The sequence below is a fragment of the Halomonas garicola genome (genome assembly GCF_055382465.1).
On the sequence record NZ_AP043931.1, the window covers coordinates 124,573 to 138,963 of the forward strand.

15 protein-coding genes are annotated in these 14,391 nt (G+C 68.1%); 10 read left to right on the top strand and 5 right to left on the bottom strand.

What is annotated here, in order from left to right:
- Positions 1-343: 343 nt before the first annotated feature.
- Genes ACZ46Y_RS00810 through aroQ form a run of 3 tightly spaced genes read left to right on the top strand, consistent with a single transcriptional unit; the run spans position 344 to position 1,616 of the window.
- Positions 344-733: a fluoride efflux transporter FluC gene (locus ACZ46Y_RS00810; RefSeq protein ID WP_311957299.1), complete on the top strand. Its 390-nt coding sequence runs from the start codon at positions 344-346 to the stop codon at positions 731-733.
- Entirely contained in the window at positions 730-1,125 is a 396-nt protein-coding gene (locus ACZ46Y_RS00815) for a fluoride efflux transporter FluC (protein WP_311957301.1), read from the top strand. Before ACZ46Y_RS00810 ends, ACZ46Y_RS00815 begins: the two co-directional genes overlap by 4 nt.
- A gap of 38 nt (positions 1,126-1,163) precedes the next feature.
- Positions 1,164-1,616, top strand: coding sequence for a type II 3-dehydroquinate dehydratase (gene aroQ / locus ACZ46Y_RS00820; RefSeq protein ID WP_311957302.1), 453 nt, complete (start codon positions 1,164-1,166; stop codon positions 1,614-1,616).
- Here the strand turns inward: aroQ and ACZ46Y_RS00825 are convergent.
- The 5 genes from ACZ46Y_RS00825 to hemC form a co-directional block, all read right to left on the bottom strand.
- Positions 1,613-3,511, bottom strand: coding sequence for an FUSC family protein (locus ACZ46Y_RS00825; RefSeq protein WP_311957303.1), 1,899 nt, complete (start codon positions 3,509-3,511; stop codon positions 1,613-1,615). The genes aroQ and ACZ46Y_RS00825 overlap by 4 nt on opposite strands.
- Before the next feature lie 115 nt (positions 3,512-3,626).
- Positions 3,627-4,904 (bottom strand): heme biosynthesis HemY N-terminal domain-containing protein, encoded by a 1,278-nt coding sequence (locus tag ACZ46Y_RS00830; protein WP_311957306.1) that lies wholly within the window; start codon positions 4,902-4,904, stop codon positions 3,627-3,629.
- Positions 4,901-6,211 carry a uroporphyrinogen-III C-methyltransferase gene (locus ACZ46Y_RS00835; RefSeq protein WP_311957308.1) on the bottom strand — a complete coding sequence of 437 codons (1,311 nt, stop codon included), beginning with the start codon at positions 6,209-6,211 and terminating at the stop codon, positions 4,901-4,903. Before ACZ46Y_RS00835 ends, ACZ46Y_RS00830 begins: the two co-directional genes overlap by 4 nt.
- A 46-nt stretch (positions 6,212-6,257) precedes the next feature.
- The gene (locus ACZ46Y_RS00840; protein WP_311957312.1) at positions 6,258-7,001 is read right to left on the bottom strand and encodes a uroporphyrinogen-III synthase; all 744 of its coding nucleotides are present in this window, start codon (positions 6,999-7,001) and stop codon (positions 6,258-6,260) included.
- Between the two features lie 2 nt (positions 7,002-7,003).
- Complete coding sequence (gene hemC / locus ACZ46Y_RS00845) at positions 7,004-7,945, bottom strand: hydroxymethylbilane synthase (RefSeq protein WP_311957314.1); 942 nt, start codon at positions 7,943-7,945, stop codon at positions 7,004-7,006.
- Positions 7,946-8,204: 259 nt separating this feature from the next.
- Here hemC and argH point away from each other — a divergent pair, with 259 nt between their 5' ends.
- The 7 genes from argH (at position 8,205) to ACZ46Y_RS00880 (ending at position 14,377) form a co-directional block, all read left to right on the top strand.
- Positions 8,205-9,608: an argininosuccinate lyase gene (gene argH / locus ACZ46Y_RS00850; RefSeq protein ID WP_311957316.1), complete on the top strand. Its 1,404-nt coding sequence runs from the start codon at positions 8,205-8,207 to the stop codon at positions 9,606-9,608.
- Positions 9,608-9,778: an LPS translocon maturation chaperone LptM gene (gene lptM, locus ACZ46Y_RS00855; RefSeq protein WP_311946387.1), complete on the top strand. Its 171-nt coding sequence runs from the start codon at positions 9,608-9,610 to the stop codon at positions 9,776-9,778. The genes argH and lptM overlap by 1 nt, the downstream gene beginning before the upstream one ends.
- Positions 9,779-9,815: 37 nt before the next feature.
- Positions 9,816-11,093 (top strand): diaminopimelate decarboxylase, encoded by a 1,278-nt coding sequence (gene lysA / locus ACZ46Y_RS00860; protein ID WP_311957318.1) that lies wholly within the window; start codon positions 9,816-9,818, stop codon positions 11,091-11,093.
- The gene (gene dapF, locus ACZ46Y_RS00865) at positions 11,093-11,938 is read left to right on the top strand and encodes a diaminopimelate epimerase (protein ID WP_311946391.1); all 846 of its coding nucleotides are present in this window, start codon (positions 11,093-11,095) and stop codon (positions 11,936-11,938) included. Before lysA ends, dapF begins: the two co-directional genes overlap by 1 nt.
- An 81-nt stretch (positions 11,939-12,019) precedes the next feature.
- Complete coding sequence (locus ACZ46Y_RS00870) at positions 12,020-12,730, top strand: DUF484 family protein (RefSeq protein WP_311946394.1); 711 nt, start codon at positions 12,020-12,022, stop codon at positions 12,728-12,730.
- Positions 12,723-13,625: a tyrosine recombinase XerC gene (locus tag ACZ46Y_RS00875; RefSeq protein WP_311946396.1), complete on the top strand. Its 903-nt coding sequence runs from the start codon at positions 12,723-12,725 to the stop codon at positions 13,623-13,625. Before ACZ46Y_RS00870 ends, ACZ46Y_RS00875 begins: the two co-directional genes overlap by 8 nt.
- A gap of 11 nt (positions 13,626-13,636) precedes the next feature.
- Complete coding sequence (locus ACZ46Y_RS00880; RefSeq protein WP_311957319.1) at positions 13,637-14,377, top strand: HAD family hydrolase; 741 nt, start codon at positions 13,637-13,639, stop codon at positions 14,375-14,377.
- Positions 14,378-14,391 lie beyond the last annotated feature (14 nt).

A 14,391-nucleotide genomic window follows, 5' to 3' on the forward strand; every position in this document is an offset into this window, starting at 1 on the left:
CTTGTGCACAAAGCGGGCAGAGGTTGTCCCCTGAACTATCCACAGGCTGCCCCTGCTCGATAGGGCGCCTAATAACCGCTGAAAAGCCCGCTGTCAAGACGGCAGCACGCCGCGCCCGGCAGGTGAACCTGCGTGGAAAGCCCGTGTAAGCGGCTTTTCCGCCGGGTTGTACAAATCTGATCGGCACGGCGCTATCTTGGCTGAAAAACCGCCATTCCGGCATCATCGCGGGCCCCGGCGGCTTGTACACGAAGTTATCAACAAAATATAACGGCTGTTTTATCCTGTGGATAACCTGTCGGTAAAAGACAGGCCTGGGGCTTGAACGGCCTGAGGAGACGCTATGTTCAGCATCACGGCCCTGGCCGCGGTCATGGCGGGGGGCGCCCTGGGCGGCGTGCTGCGTGCCTTTGCCACCAGGGCCGGCGCGCAGCGCTGGGGGAATGCTCTGCCCTGGGGCACCCTTGGCGCCAACTATGCGGCGGCGCTGGCGCTGGGGGCTTTTGCCGGCGCCGTGGCTAATGGTGGGGAGCTGGGCCTTGCCTGGGCGTTTGCCGCCTCCGGGGTGCTGGGCGGGCTGTCCACGGTGTCATCGCTTGCCCTGCAGACGCTGGGCCTGTGGCAAAAGCCGCGGCGGGGAGCGGCCGCGGCGTACATGGCGCTGAGCGTTATCGGCGGCGTGGCGCTTGCCGCGGTTGGCTATGCGCTAACGGCGGTGGGGGGTAGCGGATGATGCTACTACGGTTTTACTCGGCCGTCGCTTTGGGCAGCGCCTTGGGCGCCGGGCTGCGCTACCTGGTGGCGATCGCGGCTGCCACGCTAATGGGACCGGCCTTTTGGGCAGGCACGCTGGGGGCCAATCTGGCTGGCTCCGGGCTGATTGCCTGGTACTCGACACGGGCGGCACACTCCCCCTGCGGCCGCCTTGCCCGCTGGCACGGCTTCTGGACGGTGGGCGTTTGCGGCGGCTTTACCACCTTTTCGCTGTTCAGCGTTGAGGCGGTGATGCTCTGGCAGCGCCAGCAGCCGGCCCTGGCCGCGGGCTACGTGGCGGCCAGCATCGTCGGCTGGCTGGCCGCCGCGCGCGTCGGGCAGTGGCTTGCCGGGGGCGACTACCCCGAATGACATCATCGATCAACAGAGGAAACGAGCACATGCCAAGCGTGGCGCAATCCTTGAAAGTACTGGTGCTGCACGGGCCCAACCTCAATCTGCTGGGCACCCGGCAGCCGGAAATTTACGGCAGCGAGACCCTGGTTGATGTGAACCGGGCGCTTGAGCGCCGAGCCGAGGCGGGCGGCGTGGCGATTGTCTGCCGGCAAAGCAATCACGAAGGTGAGTTGATTGACGCCATTCAGGCGGCCCGCACCGACGGTACCGCCGCCATTATCATCAACCCGGCGGCCTATACCCACACCTCGGTGGCGATACTCGACGCGCTCAACGCCTTTAACGGCACGGTGATCGAGGTGCATCTTTCCAACGTGCACAAGCGCGAGGCGTTCCGTCGGCACTCTTACGTCTCGTTGCGCGCCGACGGCGTGATCGCGGGGCTGGGTAGCCAGGGCTATCACGCCGCGCTGGAGGCCGTGGTAGCCGAATACGCCAGCGCCTAGCCCCTAGGCGCTGGCGCCCGGCGGCGCAGGGCTGCGGTGTCATTAAAGGCATGGCGCAGCTGGGCAGCAAGGCCCGCCAGAGCGGGGTTATTAGCGTCCGGGGGCATGTCGGCAAGCGCTCGGGCAACGTCGTCAGGGGCCCGGCGGAGGCGGCGCAGCGCTTCCAGCAGCTGCCGGGCGGCGCGGTGCTCGGCCTCGGTGAGCGTGGCGGTTTGTAAAAGCGTGCGCAGCGCAATCACGCCGTCGGCCAGGTTCAAAACCCCCAGCGTGCCGGCATGGTCGGCGCTGCCGGATTCCTGTGCCCGCCCCACGTGGATCATCAGGCGCAGCAGGCGGCGATACATGCGCCCGTACCAGCCATCATCCGGGGGCGGGCTGTTGTGCCGGCCGCACAGGCGCTCGAGATCGCGGAGCATCTGCCGCGCAAGGTGGCCGGCGCGGCGCCCGGGGTCCCGGGGCAGCAGCCGGTAGGCCAGCGCCACCAGAGCAATGCTGGCGATCAGCGAGCCGGCGTCCTGAAGCACGCTTCCCGGGGCGGTGGAGGCCTGCAGAAACGGCTGGCTGGCAAGCATGAAGCACATGTTGCCGTCCAGCGCCGGCACTTTGGTGATACTGCTGGCTCGGGCCAGGCCGCCGAACAGCATAAAGGGGGCCAGCATCAGCAGGATATCCCCGAGCCCTTCGGCGTGGGGCATCAGCCACAGCCGAAAAGCCGCCGCCAGGCTGACGCCGACGATGATGCCCTGGAGCATGCGCGGGGCGAGCGCCTGGGGTACGTCCATGCTCGACAGCACCATGGTGAAGGTGCAAAGCCCCATGGCCGGCAGCCAGGCGTTGTCCCACCCCGAATAGGCCACCAGCAGACCGGCGAGCAGCGTGACCACGCCGCCGGCAGCGCCGGCAATCAGCGCCGAAGGCGTGTCCCGGCGCGTGGGCAGGGTAATACGGGGCGGGCGGCGCGACGGGTGCTTCTCGAGCCAGGCGGCGGCAGCGGTTTCGGCATCGGCGAGCTGGTCGAGCAGCCGCGCCAGCCGGGGTGAGCACGTTAGGGCCTGAGCGGCGGCATGCTCGAGCGCCGCGCTGGCGCTTGCGTGCCGGGCGGGCCTGTCGAGGGTATCAGCGGCGCTTTCCAGCGCGCCTTTGAGCGTGGCCGGCAGCGGGCGTCGGCCGGTGATCCGGGCCATGGCCAAAAGGCTTAGCGTGGCGGCAACGAAGGCGCCGCTGACCAGCGCCCCGGAGGAGCCCCGCAGCGGCCCGGCGTGGCTGGAGGCCAGCTGCTGCTCAAGCCGAGTCAGGGCCAGCAGCAGCTCATCGTCTGCCGGCCGGGGCTCGTCCCGGGCCAGCTGCCTGAGCGCCTCGCCGCCCAGGCCGCGGACCCGGTCGAGCAGCTCGCGCCGGGGCGGCGCGGGGAGCAGGACCATGCCCATGGCCATCACGCAGACAACGCCGATCAGCGTGCAGACCACCCGCGCCATGGCAATAGCTGCGCTGCCGCTGCCGGCGGCGAGGCTTGGCAACAGCACCACGCTTGCCGTCAGGCCGGCCATGAGCGCTGCGTAGCCGAACGAGGCCCGGGTAAGGTGGGTGATCGCCGCGCAGCCGCCGGCCCAGCCGGCAAGCAGGACGAGTGCCAGCGGCAGCGGCAGGGGGGCTGCCAGCAGCGCAAACCCCACCGCGGCGCCGGCAAGCGTACCCAGCAGGCGATAAACGCCGCGCTCGAGCAGCAGCCCCCGGGAGGGCTGCGCCACGATCCACACCGCCATGGGCGCCCAGAAGGCGTTGGGCAGGTGGAAAAGCGAGGCAATGGCAAAGGAGGCCAGCGCCATGGCGGCGGTGCTGGCGCCGAAAACGGCGGTTTGGCGGGTCAGGCCCAGGGCCTGGGCGGTACGGGTCATGGTGAGCACGGCGGTTGTCTGGCGTTGCAAGCGGTGAACGGCGTAGGGGGCCGAACGTAAAAGGGCGCCCGCAGGCGCCCGTCAAGATACGTGGAGAAAAGCCGGCGGGGCGGCATCAGGCGCTTTTTTTGCCGCTGTCCTTGCCCTTGGCCTTGTCGGCGAGGCCGTCTTTATCCTGGGCGTCGCTCGGCTGGGGCAGCGACGGCAGCGACTTGGCCAGCATTTCCACGCTGTGGCGGTAGTAGAGCTGGCTCTTGTTGTGCTCGCCGAGGCTTGAGTAGAGACGGGCAAGCTCGGCGCAGACCACGCCGCTGGGGCGCTGGCGCTGGCTGGCCTCGAAGTATTCCTGGGCCTTGGTCCAGGCGCCGGTGCGCAGCGACAGCCGCCCGCAGGCTAGCAGCAGTTCGGGGTCGTTGGGACGCTCCTTGAGCCAGCCTTCGGCCTTGGCCAGCTGGCGGCGGGCGTCGACGTTAAGAAGCCCGTAGCGTTTGACCAGCCGCGCATCCCAGTGGTGATCCAGGGAGTGGCTGAGCAGGCGTTCGGCGATGGTGTCTTCGCCGGCCTGGACCAGGGCCTCGGTGTACAGCACGACCAGCTCGGTATTGGCGCGCAGGTAGTCGGGCATGTCGGCCCAGAGGCTGCGCACGCGCTCGATGTCGCCGGGGTTTTTGGCCTCAAAGATGATCAGCTCGCGGTAGGCGCGGCTTTCCAGCTGTTCGCGCTCGGTGGCGGATATCAGCTTCTGCCGGGCCAGCCGCGGAATCAGGCGGCGAAGCCCCTCCCAGTCGTTGACGCTCAGGTGCACCTGCTTGAGCATCTTGAGCACCTGGGGATGGTTGGCGAGCTTTTTATCCAGACGGTTGAGGATCGCCAGTGCCTCTTCGGGCTGCTGGCGGTCGATCATCAGCTGGGCCTGCATCAGGCCGATGGCGGCATCGGCGCCCTCGGTGGAAAGCTGGGCCTGGTTGAGGTGCTCCTGGGATTTCTCGTAGCGCCCCTGGTAGTGCGCGGCGAGCGCGGCCGACAGATAGTTGACCAGCGGCGTGCTGGAATCAGCGGCGGCGTGAGTGAGGGTTTTTTCGGCCTTCTTCCAGCGCCCTTCGGTGAGGGCCACCAGGCCCTGCACGGTGTGCTTCATGGCCCGGCGGTTGCGCGCCCGGCCGCTCCAGCGGCGAAAGCGGCCCATCGGGCGCAGAATGCCGCCGAGCAGGCGCAGCAGGAAGTGCAGCGCAACAAAGGCGGCAAACAGCAGCACCAGGCCAAACCAGAACGAGGTCTGCACCGAGGTGTCGCCGACGCGGATCAGCCAGTAGCCGGGCACCGACATCATCAGATGGCCGAACAGCGCGCCGACGGCAAGCCCGGCAACGATCAGCAGGATGAGTTTTCTCATTCTTCACCTCCGCCGCTACGGCGCGTTTCAAAACGCTTGTCGATGAATTCGGCAAGCGCCTGCTGAGAGCCGCTGATATCGGGCAGCTCAGGCGTGATTTGCTTCTGCTTGAGCTCCTTGAGGCGGCTGATCACGCTCTGCGTGTCGGCGCGTTCGGTATCGAAGTAGGCGTTGAGAAGCTCCAGGGCGTCGTCGATGCTGCCGGTATAAAGCGTCTCTTCCTGCTTGAGCAGCGCCAGCTGGGCCTGCTCGACCATCAGCCGCAGGCTCTGGCGCAGGTAGGACTCCTGCTTGGGCGTGATCAGCGTTTCCAGCGCCTCGTCGTGCTGGCGAATGACCACTAGATCCTTGAGCTCGTCGCCGAAGCGGGCGAGCTGGCGCTGGAAGGGGCCGGTGGGCGTCTCCTCCATGCCGGATTCGACTTTTTGCGCCTCGACGTCCTGATCCAGGCGCAGGGTTTGGATGCGTTCCTGCTGGGCGTCCAGCGCCAGATAAAGCCCGGTGCTGTCGACCTTGGGCACGGCGTCCAACTCGGCAAGTTCGCTTGAGATCTGCCGGCGTACCGGGGTCAGCGCGGGGTTATCGGCGTCTTTCAGGCGCGCATCGGCCGAGCGCAGCAGGGCAGCCGAGCCTTGCACGTCGCCTTCAAACTGCAGGCGCTGGTTGGCCAGACGCAGCAGGTAGGCGGCCTCGGCGTGGAGCCAGTCGCGCTCGTCGGTGTCCTGCTCCCGGGAGAGCTGGGTGAGCACCTTGTCGAGGGTCTCGTCGACGCTCTGGCGGTAGTCGGAAAACTCGCCGCGCAGCGAATCGAGCGTATCGTCGAGCGCCTGATCGCGGTCCTTTTCGCCGCTGTCAAGGCGCGACTCCAGCTCGTCAACGCGCTGCTGGGAGGCGCTGTCATCGGCCTGGGTCGCCAGCGTGTCCAGCCGCTGCTGCTGTTTTTCCAGCCGCTGCCAGCCCTGCCAGGCGAATAGCGCCAGCGCCAGGGCAACGATCACGGCGAGCACGATGGCAAGCGTAGCCTTGCTGGCCCCGCCACTGCCCCCGCTGCTGCCGTTCGGCGCAGGTTTGCTTCCGCCTTCCGGGGGCTTGCCCCCGTTTTTGGCGGACTTGCCCTCGCTTCCCGAGGGCTTGCTGGTGCCGTGGGACGGCTTGCCGCCACCCTTGTTCTTGCCCTTGCCGGTGGCCTTGGCGGTATCGCTGGATGCCTGGCCGGCGGAAGCGGCGTTCTGGGTAGCGGTGTCGTCGCGCTTGGCGTCCGTGGCTGCCTTGGGCGCGTCGTTCCGCTCGTTGTCGTGTTGGTTCATGTGTGGCTAGCCCTTGTTAGGATCCTTGATCGACATCGGCGCCCGGTCAGGAAACGCGCGCAAGCGCGGCGGTCAGTGCGGGCGGTGTGGCCCCCGAGGCCACCGTGGTGGCGGTAAAGCCCAGCGTCTCAGCCAGTGTAGCCAAACGCCGGCTGGACACGATTAGCGGTTGGTGCAAGGCGCCTTGTGGGCACCATGTTGCCAGATGTTGGAGCATTTCGCCGCTGGTGACGATCAGCGCCCGGTAATCGCCGGCTTCGAGCCGCGCCCGGGAGGCGGCCGGCGGCAGCACGTAGTCGCGGCGGTAAATCTCGCTGCGGGTGACCCGGGCGCCGCGCTCCATCAGCGTGTGGGTCATGAATAAGCGTCCCCCTTCGCCGGCGACCAGCAGGACTTTTTCGCCGTCCAGCCGGCGTAGCGAGGGCAGCGTCAACAGCGCCTCGCTGGTGTCTTCGCGGGCGTCGGGCGGCGGTGTGCGCACGCGGACGCCGAGTCGGGCATGGAGCGCCTCGGCGGTGGCCGAGCCGACGCTGTAGTAGTCGATGCCCAGGGGTAGCTGTGGCCAGTAGCGATCCAGCGCCTCGGCCAGGCAGTGGGCGGCAAAGGGGCTTACCACGATGATTTTGGCGTACTGGTCGATATCCAGCCAAATGCTGCGCTGGCCGGGCGTTTCGATGAGCGGGGCAAGCTCCATGATCGGCAGCATCTCCACCGCATGGCCGCTTTCGCGCAGCGTCGCGGCAAGCGTTTCGCCGCGCTCGCCGGGGCGGGTGACCAATACCGGCTGCACGTTTACTGGCGGCCGTAGACGTCGGCGAGAATTTCGCCGGCGCCCTGCTCAAGCAGCTCTTCGGCGACGCGAATCCCCAGCGCTTCGGGTTCGTGCATGGAGCCCCGGCTTTCGGCGCGCAGCACTTCGGTGCCTTCCGGGTTACCCACCAGGCCGCGCAGCCACAGGGTTTCGGCGTCCTTGTCGAGGATCGCATGGCCGCCGATGGGCACCTGGCAGCCGCCGTCCAGGCGGGTGTTCATGGCGCGCTCGGCGCGCACCCGGGTGGCGGTGTCGGGGTCGTCCAGCGGCGTCAGCAGGCTGATCATTTCCGGGTCGTGCAGGCGGCATTCGATGCCCAGCGCCCCCTGACCGCAGGCGGGCAGGCAGATCTCAGGCGGCAGCGCCTGGGCAATGCGCGCCTCGAGCCCCAGCCGGATCAGGCCCGACGTCGCCAGGATAATGGCGTCGAATTCGCCGTCGTCGAGCTTGCCAAGGCGGGTCTGAACGTTGCCGCGCAGGTTGAGAATCTCCAGGTCCGGACGCGCCTCGCGCAGCTGCAGGCCGCGGCGCAGGCTGGCCGTGCCGACCTTGGCGCCCTCGGGCAGTTCGTCGACGCCTTGATAGTGGTTGGAGACAAAAGCGTCGGTGGGGTCAGAGCCGTCCAGAATCACCGACAGCCCCAGACCCTCGGGAAAGCTCATGGGCACGTCTTTCATCGAGTGCACGGCGATGTCGGCGCGGCCGTCGAGCATGGCTTCTTCCAGCTCTTTGACAAAGAGCCCCTTGCCGCCAATCTTGGCCAGCGGCGTATCGATGATCTTGTCGCCCTTGGTGGAAATGGCCACCAGCTCGACATCCAGCTCCGGATACGTGGCGATCAGACGCTCGCGCACGTGCTCGGCCTGCCACATGGCCAGTTGGCTTTTGCGCGTCGCGATACGCAGCTTGGTAATCGATTGCACGTGATTCTCCCTTGGGCCGTTGAGCGGCCGCATAAACGATGATGAGGCGTATCATAAAGCACCTGAGCAGTTAGGAAAAATCGCGCCCCGGGGCGTGCGCGAGGCCGCGACGACTCTGGTACACTTTCGAGCCATTGGTACACGCAAACTTTATACCGGCGCAGAGTACGCTTTTGACCGTGGGCTACGCTGGCGGCGTCCTTGAGCGCTGCGGCGTCCGGTCGAGCGATTCCATCTGCCTAGCTAAGGGTTTTCCGTCATGAGTCAAGCCACCAACCAGTCCTGGGGCGGCCGCTTCAGCGAGCCCACCGACGCCTTCGTCGAGCGCTTTACCGCCTCCGTCAGCTTTGACCAGCGCCTGGCCCGTCAGGATATTCGGGGCTCCATCGCCCACGCCACCATGCTGGCGCAGGTGGGCGTGCTGAGCGGCGACGAGCGCGACGCCATCATCACCGGGCTCCACGAGATTCGCGATGAAATCGAGCGCGGCGAGTTCGACTGGTCGGTGCCCCTGGAAGACGTGCACATGAACATCGAGGCGCGGCTCACCGACAAGATCGGCGTGACCGGCAAGAAGCTTCACACCGGGCGCTCGCGCAATGACCAGGTGGCTACCGACATCCGCCTTTTCCTGCGCGACGCCGTTGACGAGGTGGCCGCCGAGCTTGTTCGCCTGCGCGAAGGCATGATTGCGCTTGCCGACCGCCAGGCCGACACCATCATGCCCGGGTTTACCCACCTGCAGACCGCCCAGCCGGTCACCTTCGGCCACCATTTGCTGGCCTGGCAGGAGATGCTCGCCCGGGACCACGAGCGCCTACTCGACTGCCGCCGGCGCATTAACGTGCTGCCGCTGGGCGCCGCCGCGCTTGCCGGGACCACCTATCCCATCGATCGCCATGTGACCGCCGAGCTGCTGGGCTTTGACCGCCCGGCGGAAAACTCGCTCGACGCGGTGAGCGATCGCGACTTCGCCATCGAGTTCACCGGCTTTGCCAGCATGCTGCTGATGCACCTGTCGCGCATGAGCGAAGAGCTTGTGCTGTGGAGCAGCGCCCAGTTCGACTTTATCGACCTGCCCGACCGTTTCTGCACCGGCTCGTCGATCATGCCGCAGAAGAAAAACCCCGACGTGCCCGAGCTGGTGCGCGGCAAGACCGGCCGAGTGTACGGCCACCTGCTGAGCCTGTTAACGCTGATGAAGTCCCAGCCGCTGGCCTACAATAAGGACAACCAGGAAGACAAGGAGCCGCTTTTCGACACCGTAACCACGGTGCTCGACTGCGTAAAAGCCTTCGCCGACATGGTGCCGGCCATCGAGCCGAAAAAGGCCCACATGTTCGAGGCCGCGCGCCAGGGCTTTTCTACCGCCACCGACCTTGCCGACTATCTGGTGCGCAAGGGCGTGGCCTTCCGCGACGCCCACGATACCGTCGGCCAGTCGGTGGCCTACGGCCTGCAGCAGGAAAAGGATCTGTCAGAAATGAGCCTGGACGAGCTCAAGCGCTTCTCCGACGCCATCGACGAGGACGTTTTCGAGGTGCTCACCCTGGAAGGCTCGGTGGCCGCGCGCAACCACATCGGCGGCACCGCGCCGGACCAGGTGCGCGCCGCGGCCGCCCGGGCCCGCGCTGCCCTGGCCGCGCTCGGGGAAACCCCGTGATGGGCGGCTACCGAGGCATAGCCGCTGCGCTATTGGCCGCTGCGCTGCTGGCCGGCTGCGGCCAGAAAGGGCCGCTTTACCCGCCGGAGGCGGAAAACGCTGACAAATCCGTAGCCGAGCCGGCGGCGGCAGCCGACGAACAGGGCAGCGCCGCTGAGCCGGGCGAATAAAAGCCGGCCGAGCGCTGCCGGCAAGCAAGAGGAATCCATGGATTTTTTTAACCCCAGAGACGGCGAGCTATTTGCCGAGGACGTGCCGCTTACGCAGATTGCCGCCGAGGTCGGCACGCCCTGCTACGTGTACTCCCGGGCAACGCTTGAGCGCCATTACCGCGCCTATACCGAGGCGCTGGGCGACCACCCGCACCTGATCTGCTATGCGGTGAAGGCCAACTCCAACCTCGCCGTGCTTAACGTGCTGGCGCGGCTCGGCGCGGGGTTCGACATCGTATCAGTGGGCGAGCTCGAGCGCGTGCTCAAGGCCGGCGGCGACCCGGCCAAGGTGGTGTTCTCCGGCGTGGCCAAGCAGGCCGAAGAGCTTAGGCGCGCGCTGGAAGTCGGCATCAAGTGCTTCAACGTCGAGTCGCGCCCGGAGCTTGAGCGGCTCAACGCCGTGGCCGGGAAGCTTGGGGTGACAGCGCCGGTTTCGCTCAGGGTCAACCCCGACGTGGACGCCGGCACCCACCCGTATATCTCCACCGGGCTCAAGGACAACAAGTTCGGCATTCCCGTGGACGAGGCGCTGGACGTGTACGCCCTGGCCGCCGGCCTGCCGCACCTGAAGGTGGTGGGGCTTGACTGCCACATCGGCTCCCAGCTCACCGAAACCGCACCGTTTCTGGACGCGCTGGATCGGCTGCTGGTGCTGATGGAGCGGCTGCGCGAGCGCGGCATCGAGCTTGAGCACCTGGATCTTGGCGGCGGGCTGGGGGTGACCTACCGCGACGAAACGCCGCCGCACCCGTCCAACTACGTCCGGGCGCTGCTCGAGCGGCTGGCGAGCTGGCCGGGCGGGGAAAACCTCCCGCTGCTGTTCGAACCGGGGCGCTCCATCGCCGCCAACGCCGGCGTGCTGCTCACCCGGGTGGAGTTTTTGAAACCCGGCGAAAGCAAGAACTTCGCCATTGTCGACGCCGCCATGAACGACTTGATCCGCCCGGCGCTGTACGAAGCCTGGCAGGCCATTGTGCCGGTGGATACCCGGCAAGCGCGTGAGGCGGCGGTGTACGACGTGGTCGGCCCGGTGTGCGAAACCGGCGATTTTCTCGGCAAGGACCGCAAGCTTGCCGTGGCCGCCGGGGACCTGCTGGCGGTGCGCTCAGCAGGGGCCTACGGTTTTGTCATGGCGTCGAACTACAACAGCCGCCCGCGCCCGGCGGAGGTCATGGTCGACGGCGACGCCAGCCACCTGGTGCGCCGCCGCGAGCGGCTCGAGGACCTCTGGGCCGGCGAGGCGCTTGTGCCCGGCGACGAGGCGCCGCGCTGATGCTGCTGCATTTCACCAAGATGCACGGGCTGGGCAACGACTTCATGATGGTCGACCTGGTCACCCAGCGCGCCCGCCTGCATGCCGAGCAGGTGCGTGCCCTGGCCGAGCGGCGCTTCGGCATCGGCTTTGACCAGCTGCTGACGGTTGAGCCGCCCCGGGATCCCGACATGGATTTCCGCTACCGCATCTACAACGCCGACGGTCGCGAAGTGGAAAACTGCGGCAACGGCGCGCGCTGCTTTGCCCGCTTCGTGCGCGACCAGCGGCTGACCCACAAGCGCGAGATCCGCGTGGAAACCGCCGGCGGGCCGCTGACGCTTGCCGTGCAGCACGACGGCCAGGTGCGGGTCGACATGGGCCGGCCGCGCTTCACCCCCGCGGCGCTGCCCTTCGACGCCGATGGCGACCGGCCGCTCCACGCTCTCAAGGTCGGCCTCGAGGGCGGCGGCGAGACGCTTGAGCTGGGCGTGGTGTCCGTGGGCAACCCCCACGCGGTGCTGCAGGTGGCGGAGGCGAAAAGCGCGCCGGTGGCAAGGCTTGGCCCGCTGGTTGCCAACCATTCGCGCTTTGCCCGCCAGACCAACGTCGGGTTCATGGAAGTGGTAGCCCCCGGCAGGATCCGCCTGCGGGTGTTCGAGCGCGGCGTTGGCGAAACCCTGGCCTGCGGCACCGGCGCCTGCGCGGCGGTGGCCACCGGCATCCGCCAGGGGCTGCTGAAAAGCCCGGTGACGGTCGCGCTGCCCGGCGGCGAGCTGACCGTGGAATGGCCCGGCCCCGAAGCACCGCTGATCATGGTGGGCCCCGCCGAACGCGTGTTCGACGGCCGCGTGGCGCTGATCTGAGCCGGCACCGGGGCCCGCGGCAGCGGCTTTCACGTTTCAGGAAAGGCCCTTCCAGGAAGGGCCTTTAAGGAGAGTATGGCGATGTCCGATGCCCCCGAACCCCGCAAGACGCTCGACCCCGACCAGGTGGCATTCTGGCTGGCGCGCCATCCCGACTTCTTTGTCGGCCGCGAAGGGCTTTTGCAGCAGCTCAAGGTGCCGCATCCGCATATCGACGGCGCGGTATCGCTTTTGGAGCGGCTGGTGCTGGACCTGCGCACCCGGACCGAAGCCGCCGAAGGCCGGCTTGACCATCTGCTGGGCACGGCCCGCCATACCGAAGCCCAGTATCGCCGGCTACGCGATACCCTGCTGGCGCTGGTAGAGGCGCCGGACCGCGACGCCCTGGCCCAGGCGCTGGCGACGCAAATGAGCGAACGCTTTGCCACGCCGGCGGTGGCGCTGTGGTGCGCCCCTGAGCTCAGCGATCAGGAGGCCGCGCCGCCCCAGCCGCCGCGCCAAGTGCTCAGCCACCACGCCGGCGCGCGGCTGGCCGCGCTGCTGGACGGCCGCACCAGCCGCTGCGCAAGGCTTGGCCTGAGCGACTGGAAGTGCCTGGTGCCCCACGCGCCGGTACCGCAAAAGCCCGGCTCTTGCGCGGTGACGCGGCTGGCTGCCGGGGAGACGCTGGGCTACCTGCTGCTGGCAAGCCCCGACCCCGAGCAGTACCGGGCGAGCATGGATACCCAGTTCACCGAATACCTCGGCGACGTCGTCGCGCGGTTGCTGCTACGGCTGGCGCCCCATGAGTGACGCCGTTCTTGGCCGGCAGATCGAGGCGTTTCTCGGCGCCCTGGGGCAGCATTCAAGCCCCGCCACCGTAGACGCCTACCGGCGCGATCTGGCGGCTTTTGCGACCTTCGCCGCCCGGCGCGGCGTTGACGATGCCCGCCGCGTGGATACGCCGCTCGCCCGGGGGTTTTTGGGGGCCGAGCGCAGCCGCGGCCTGGCGCCGCGCAGCCTGGCCCGCCGCCGGGCGGCGCTGTCGCGGTTTTGCGACTACGCCGTCGCCGAAGGCTGGCTGAGCGATAACCCGGTGGCGCTTTTGCGCACGCCCAAACAGCCCGATCACCTGCCGCGGCCGGTGGACGTCGACGTGCTCGCGCAGTTTCTGGATGCGCCCCACGACGACACGCCGCTCGGGTGGCGCGACCAGGCCATGCTGGAGCTTTTCTACACCGCCGGCCTGCGCCTGGCCGAGCTTGCCGCGCTGAACCTTGCCGACGTGACGGCTACCCGGGTGCGGGTTATCGGCAAGGGCGGCAAGCCCCGGCAGATGCCGGTGGGCCGGCGCGCCGCCGAGGCCCTGACAAGCTGGTACCCGGCGCGCGAGGCGCTTGCCGGCGATGGCGAGCCGGCGCTGTTCGTCGGCCAGCGCGGCGCCCGCCTTGGCCACCGGGCGATTCAAAAGCGCCTGGCGAAGCTCGCCCTTGAGCGGGGCCTGCCCGAGCACCTTCACCCGCACCGGCTGCGCCATTCCTTCGCCAGCCATTTGCTGGAATCCAGCCAGGATCTGCGCGCGGTGCAGGAGCTTCTCGGCCATGCCAACCTGTCCACGACCCAGGTCTATACTCGGCTCGACTGGCAGCATCTGGCCGCAAGCTACGACGCCGCTCACCCGCGCGCCAAGCGGCGCCACTCGGAGTAAGAGGCTTTCTCATGCTGCACGCAATTACCTTTGATCTGGACGATACTCTCTGGGACAACGCCGGCGTGATGGAGCGCACTGAGCACGGCCATTACCGCTGGCTGCGCGAGGGCCTTGCCGCCTGGCGCGAGGCGCGCGGCGAGCCGCCTTGGGAGCCGGGCCTGCCCGGCTACGAAGACGGCCTGGCGGACTACGTCGAGCGCCGCCGGCGCCTGGCTCGGGAGGTGCGCGAGCGCCGGGGGGACTTTACCTGGCTGCGCCTGCGCGCGCTGGAAGAGCAGCTGGAAGCCTGGGGGCTCAACCGCAGCGCCGCGCTGATGTGGGCGGCGGCGGCGATGAACGAGTTTCACCGCCTGCGCCTGAAAGTGACCCCGCACCCCGAAGCCGACGCCCTGCTGGAAGCGCTGGGCCGGCGCTACCGGCTGGCGGCGATTACCAACGGCAATATCCGTCTGGCACGCCAGCCGCTGGCGCATCATTTTCCCGTGGCCATCGCTGCCGGGGAGATGTTTGCCCCCAAGCCCGATACCACGGCGTTTCTCACCGCGCTTGCGCGCCTCGATGCCGCACCCGCGCGCGCCCTGCACGTGGGCGACTCCTGGGAAGAGGACATCCTTCCCGCCCGAGAGCTGGGCATGCATGCCGCCTGGGTCGCCGAGCGCCATGACCGCCCGCTGCCCGCCGGCGTACAGCGCATCGGCCACGTGAAAGAGCTCCCCGAGCTGCTCCAATGGCTGGAGAAGCGGGAGTAGCGGCGCCCACCGGG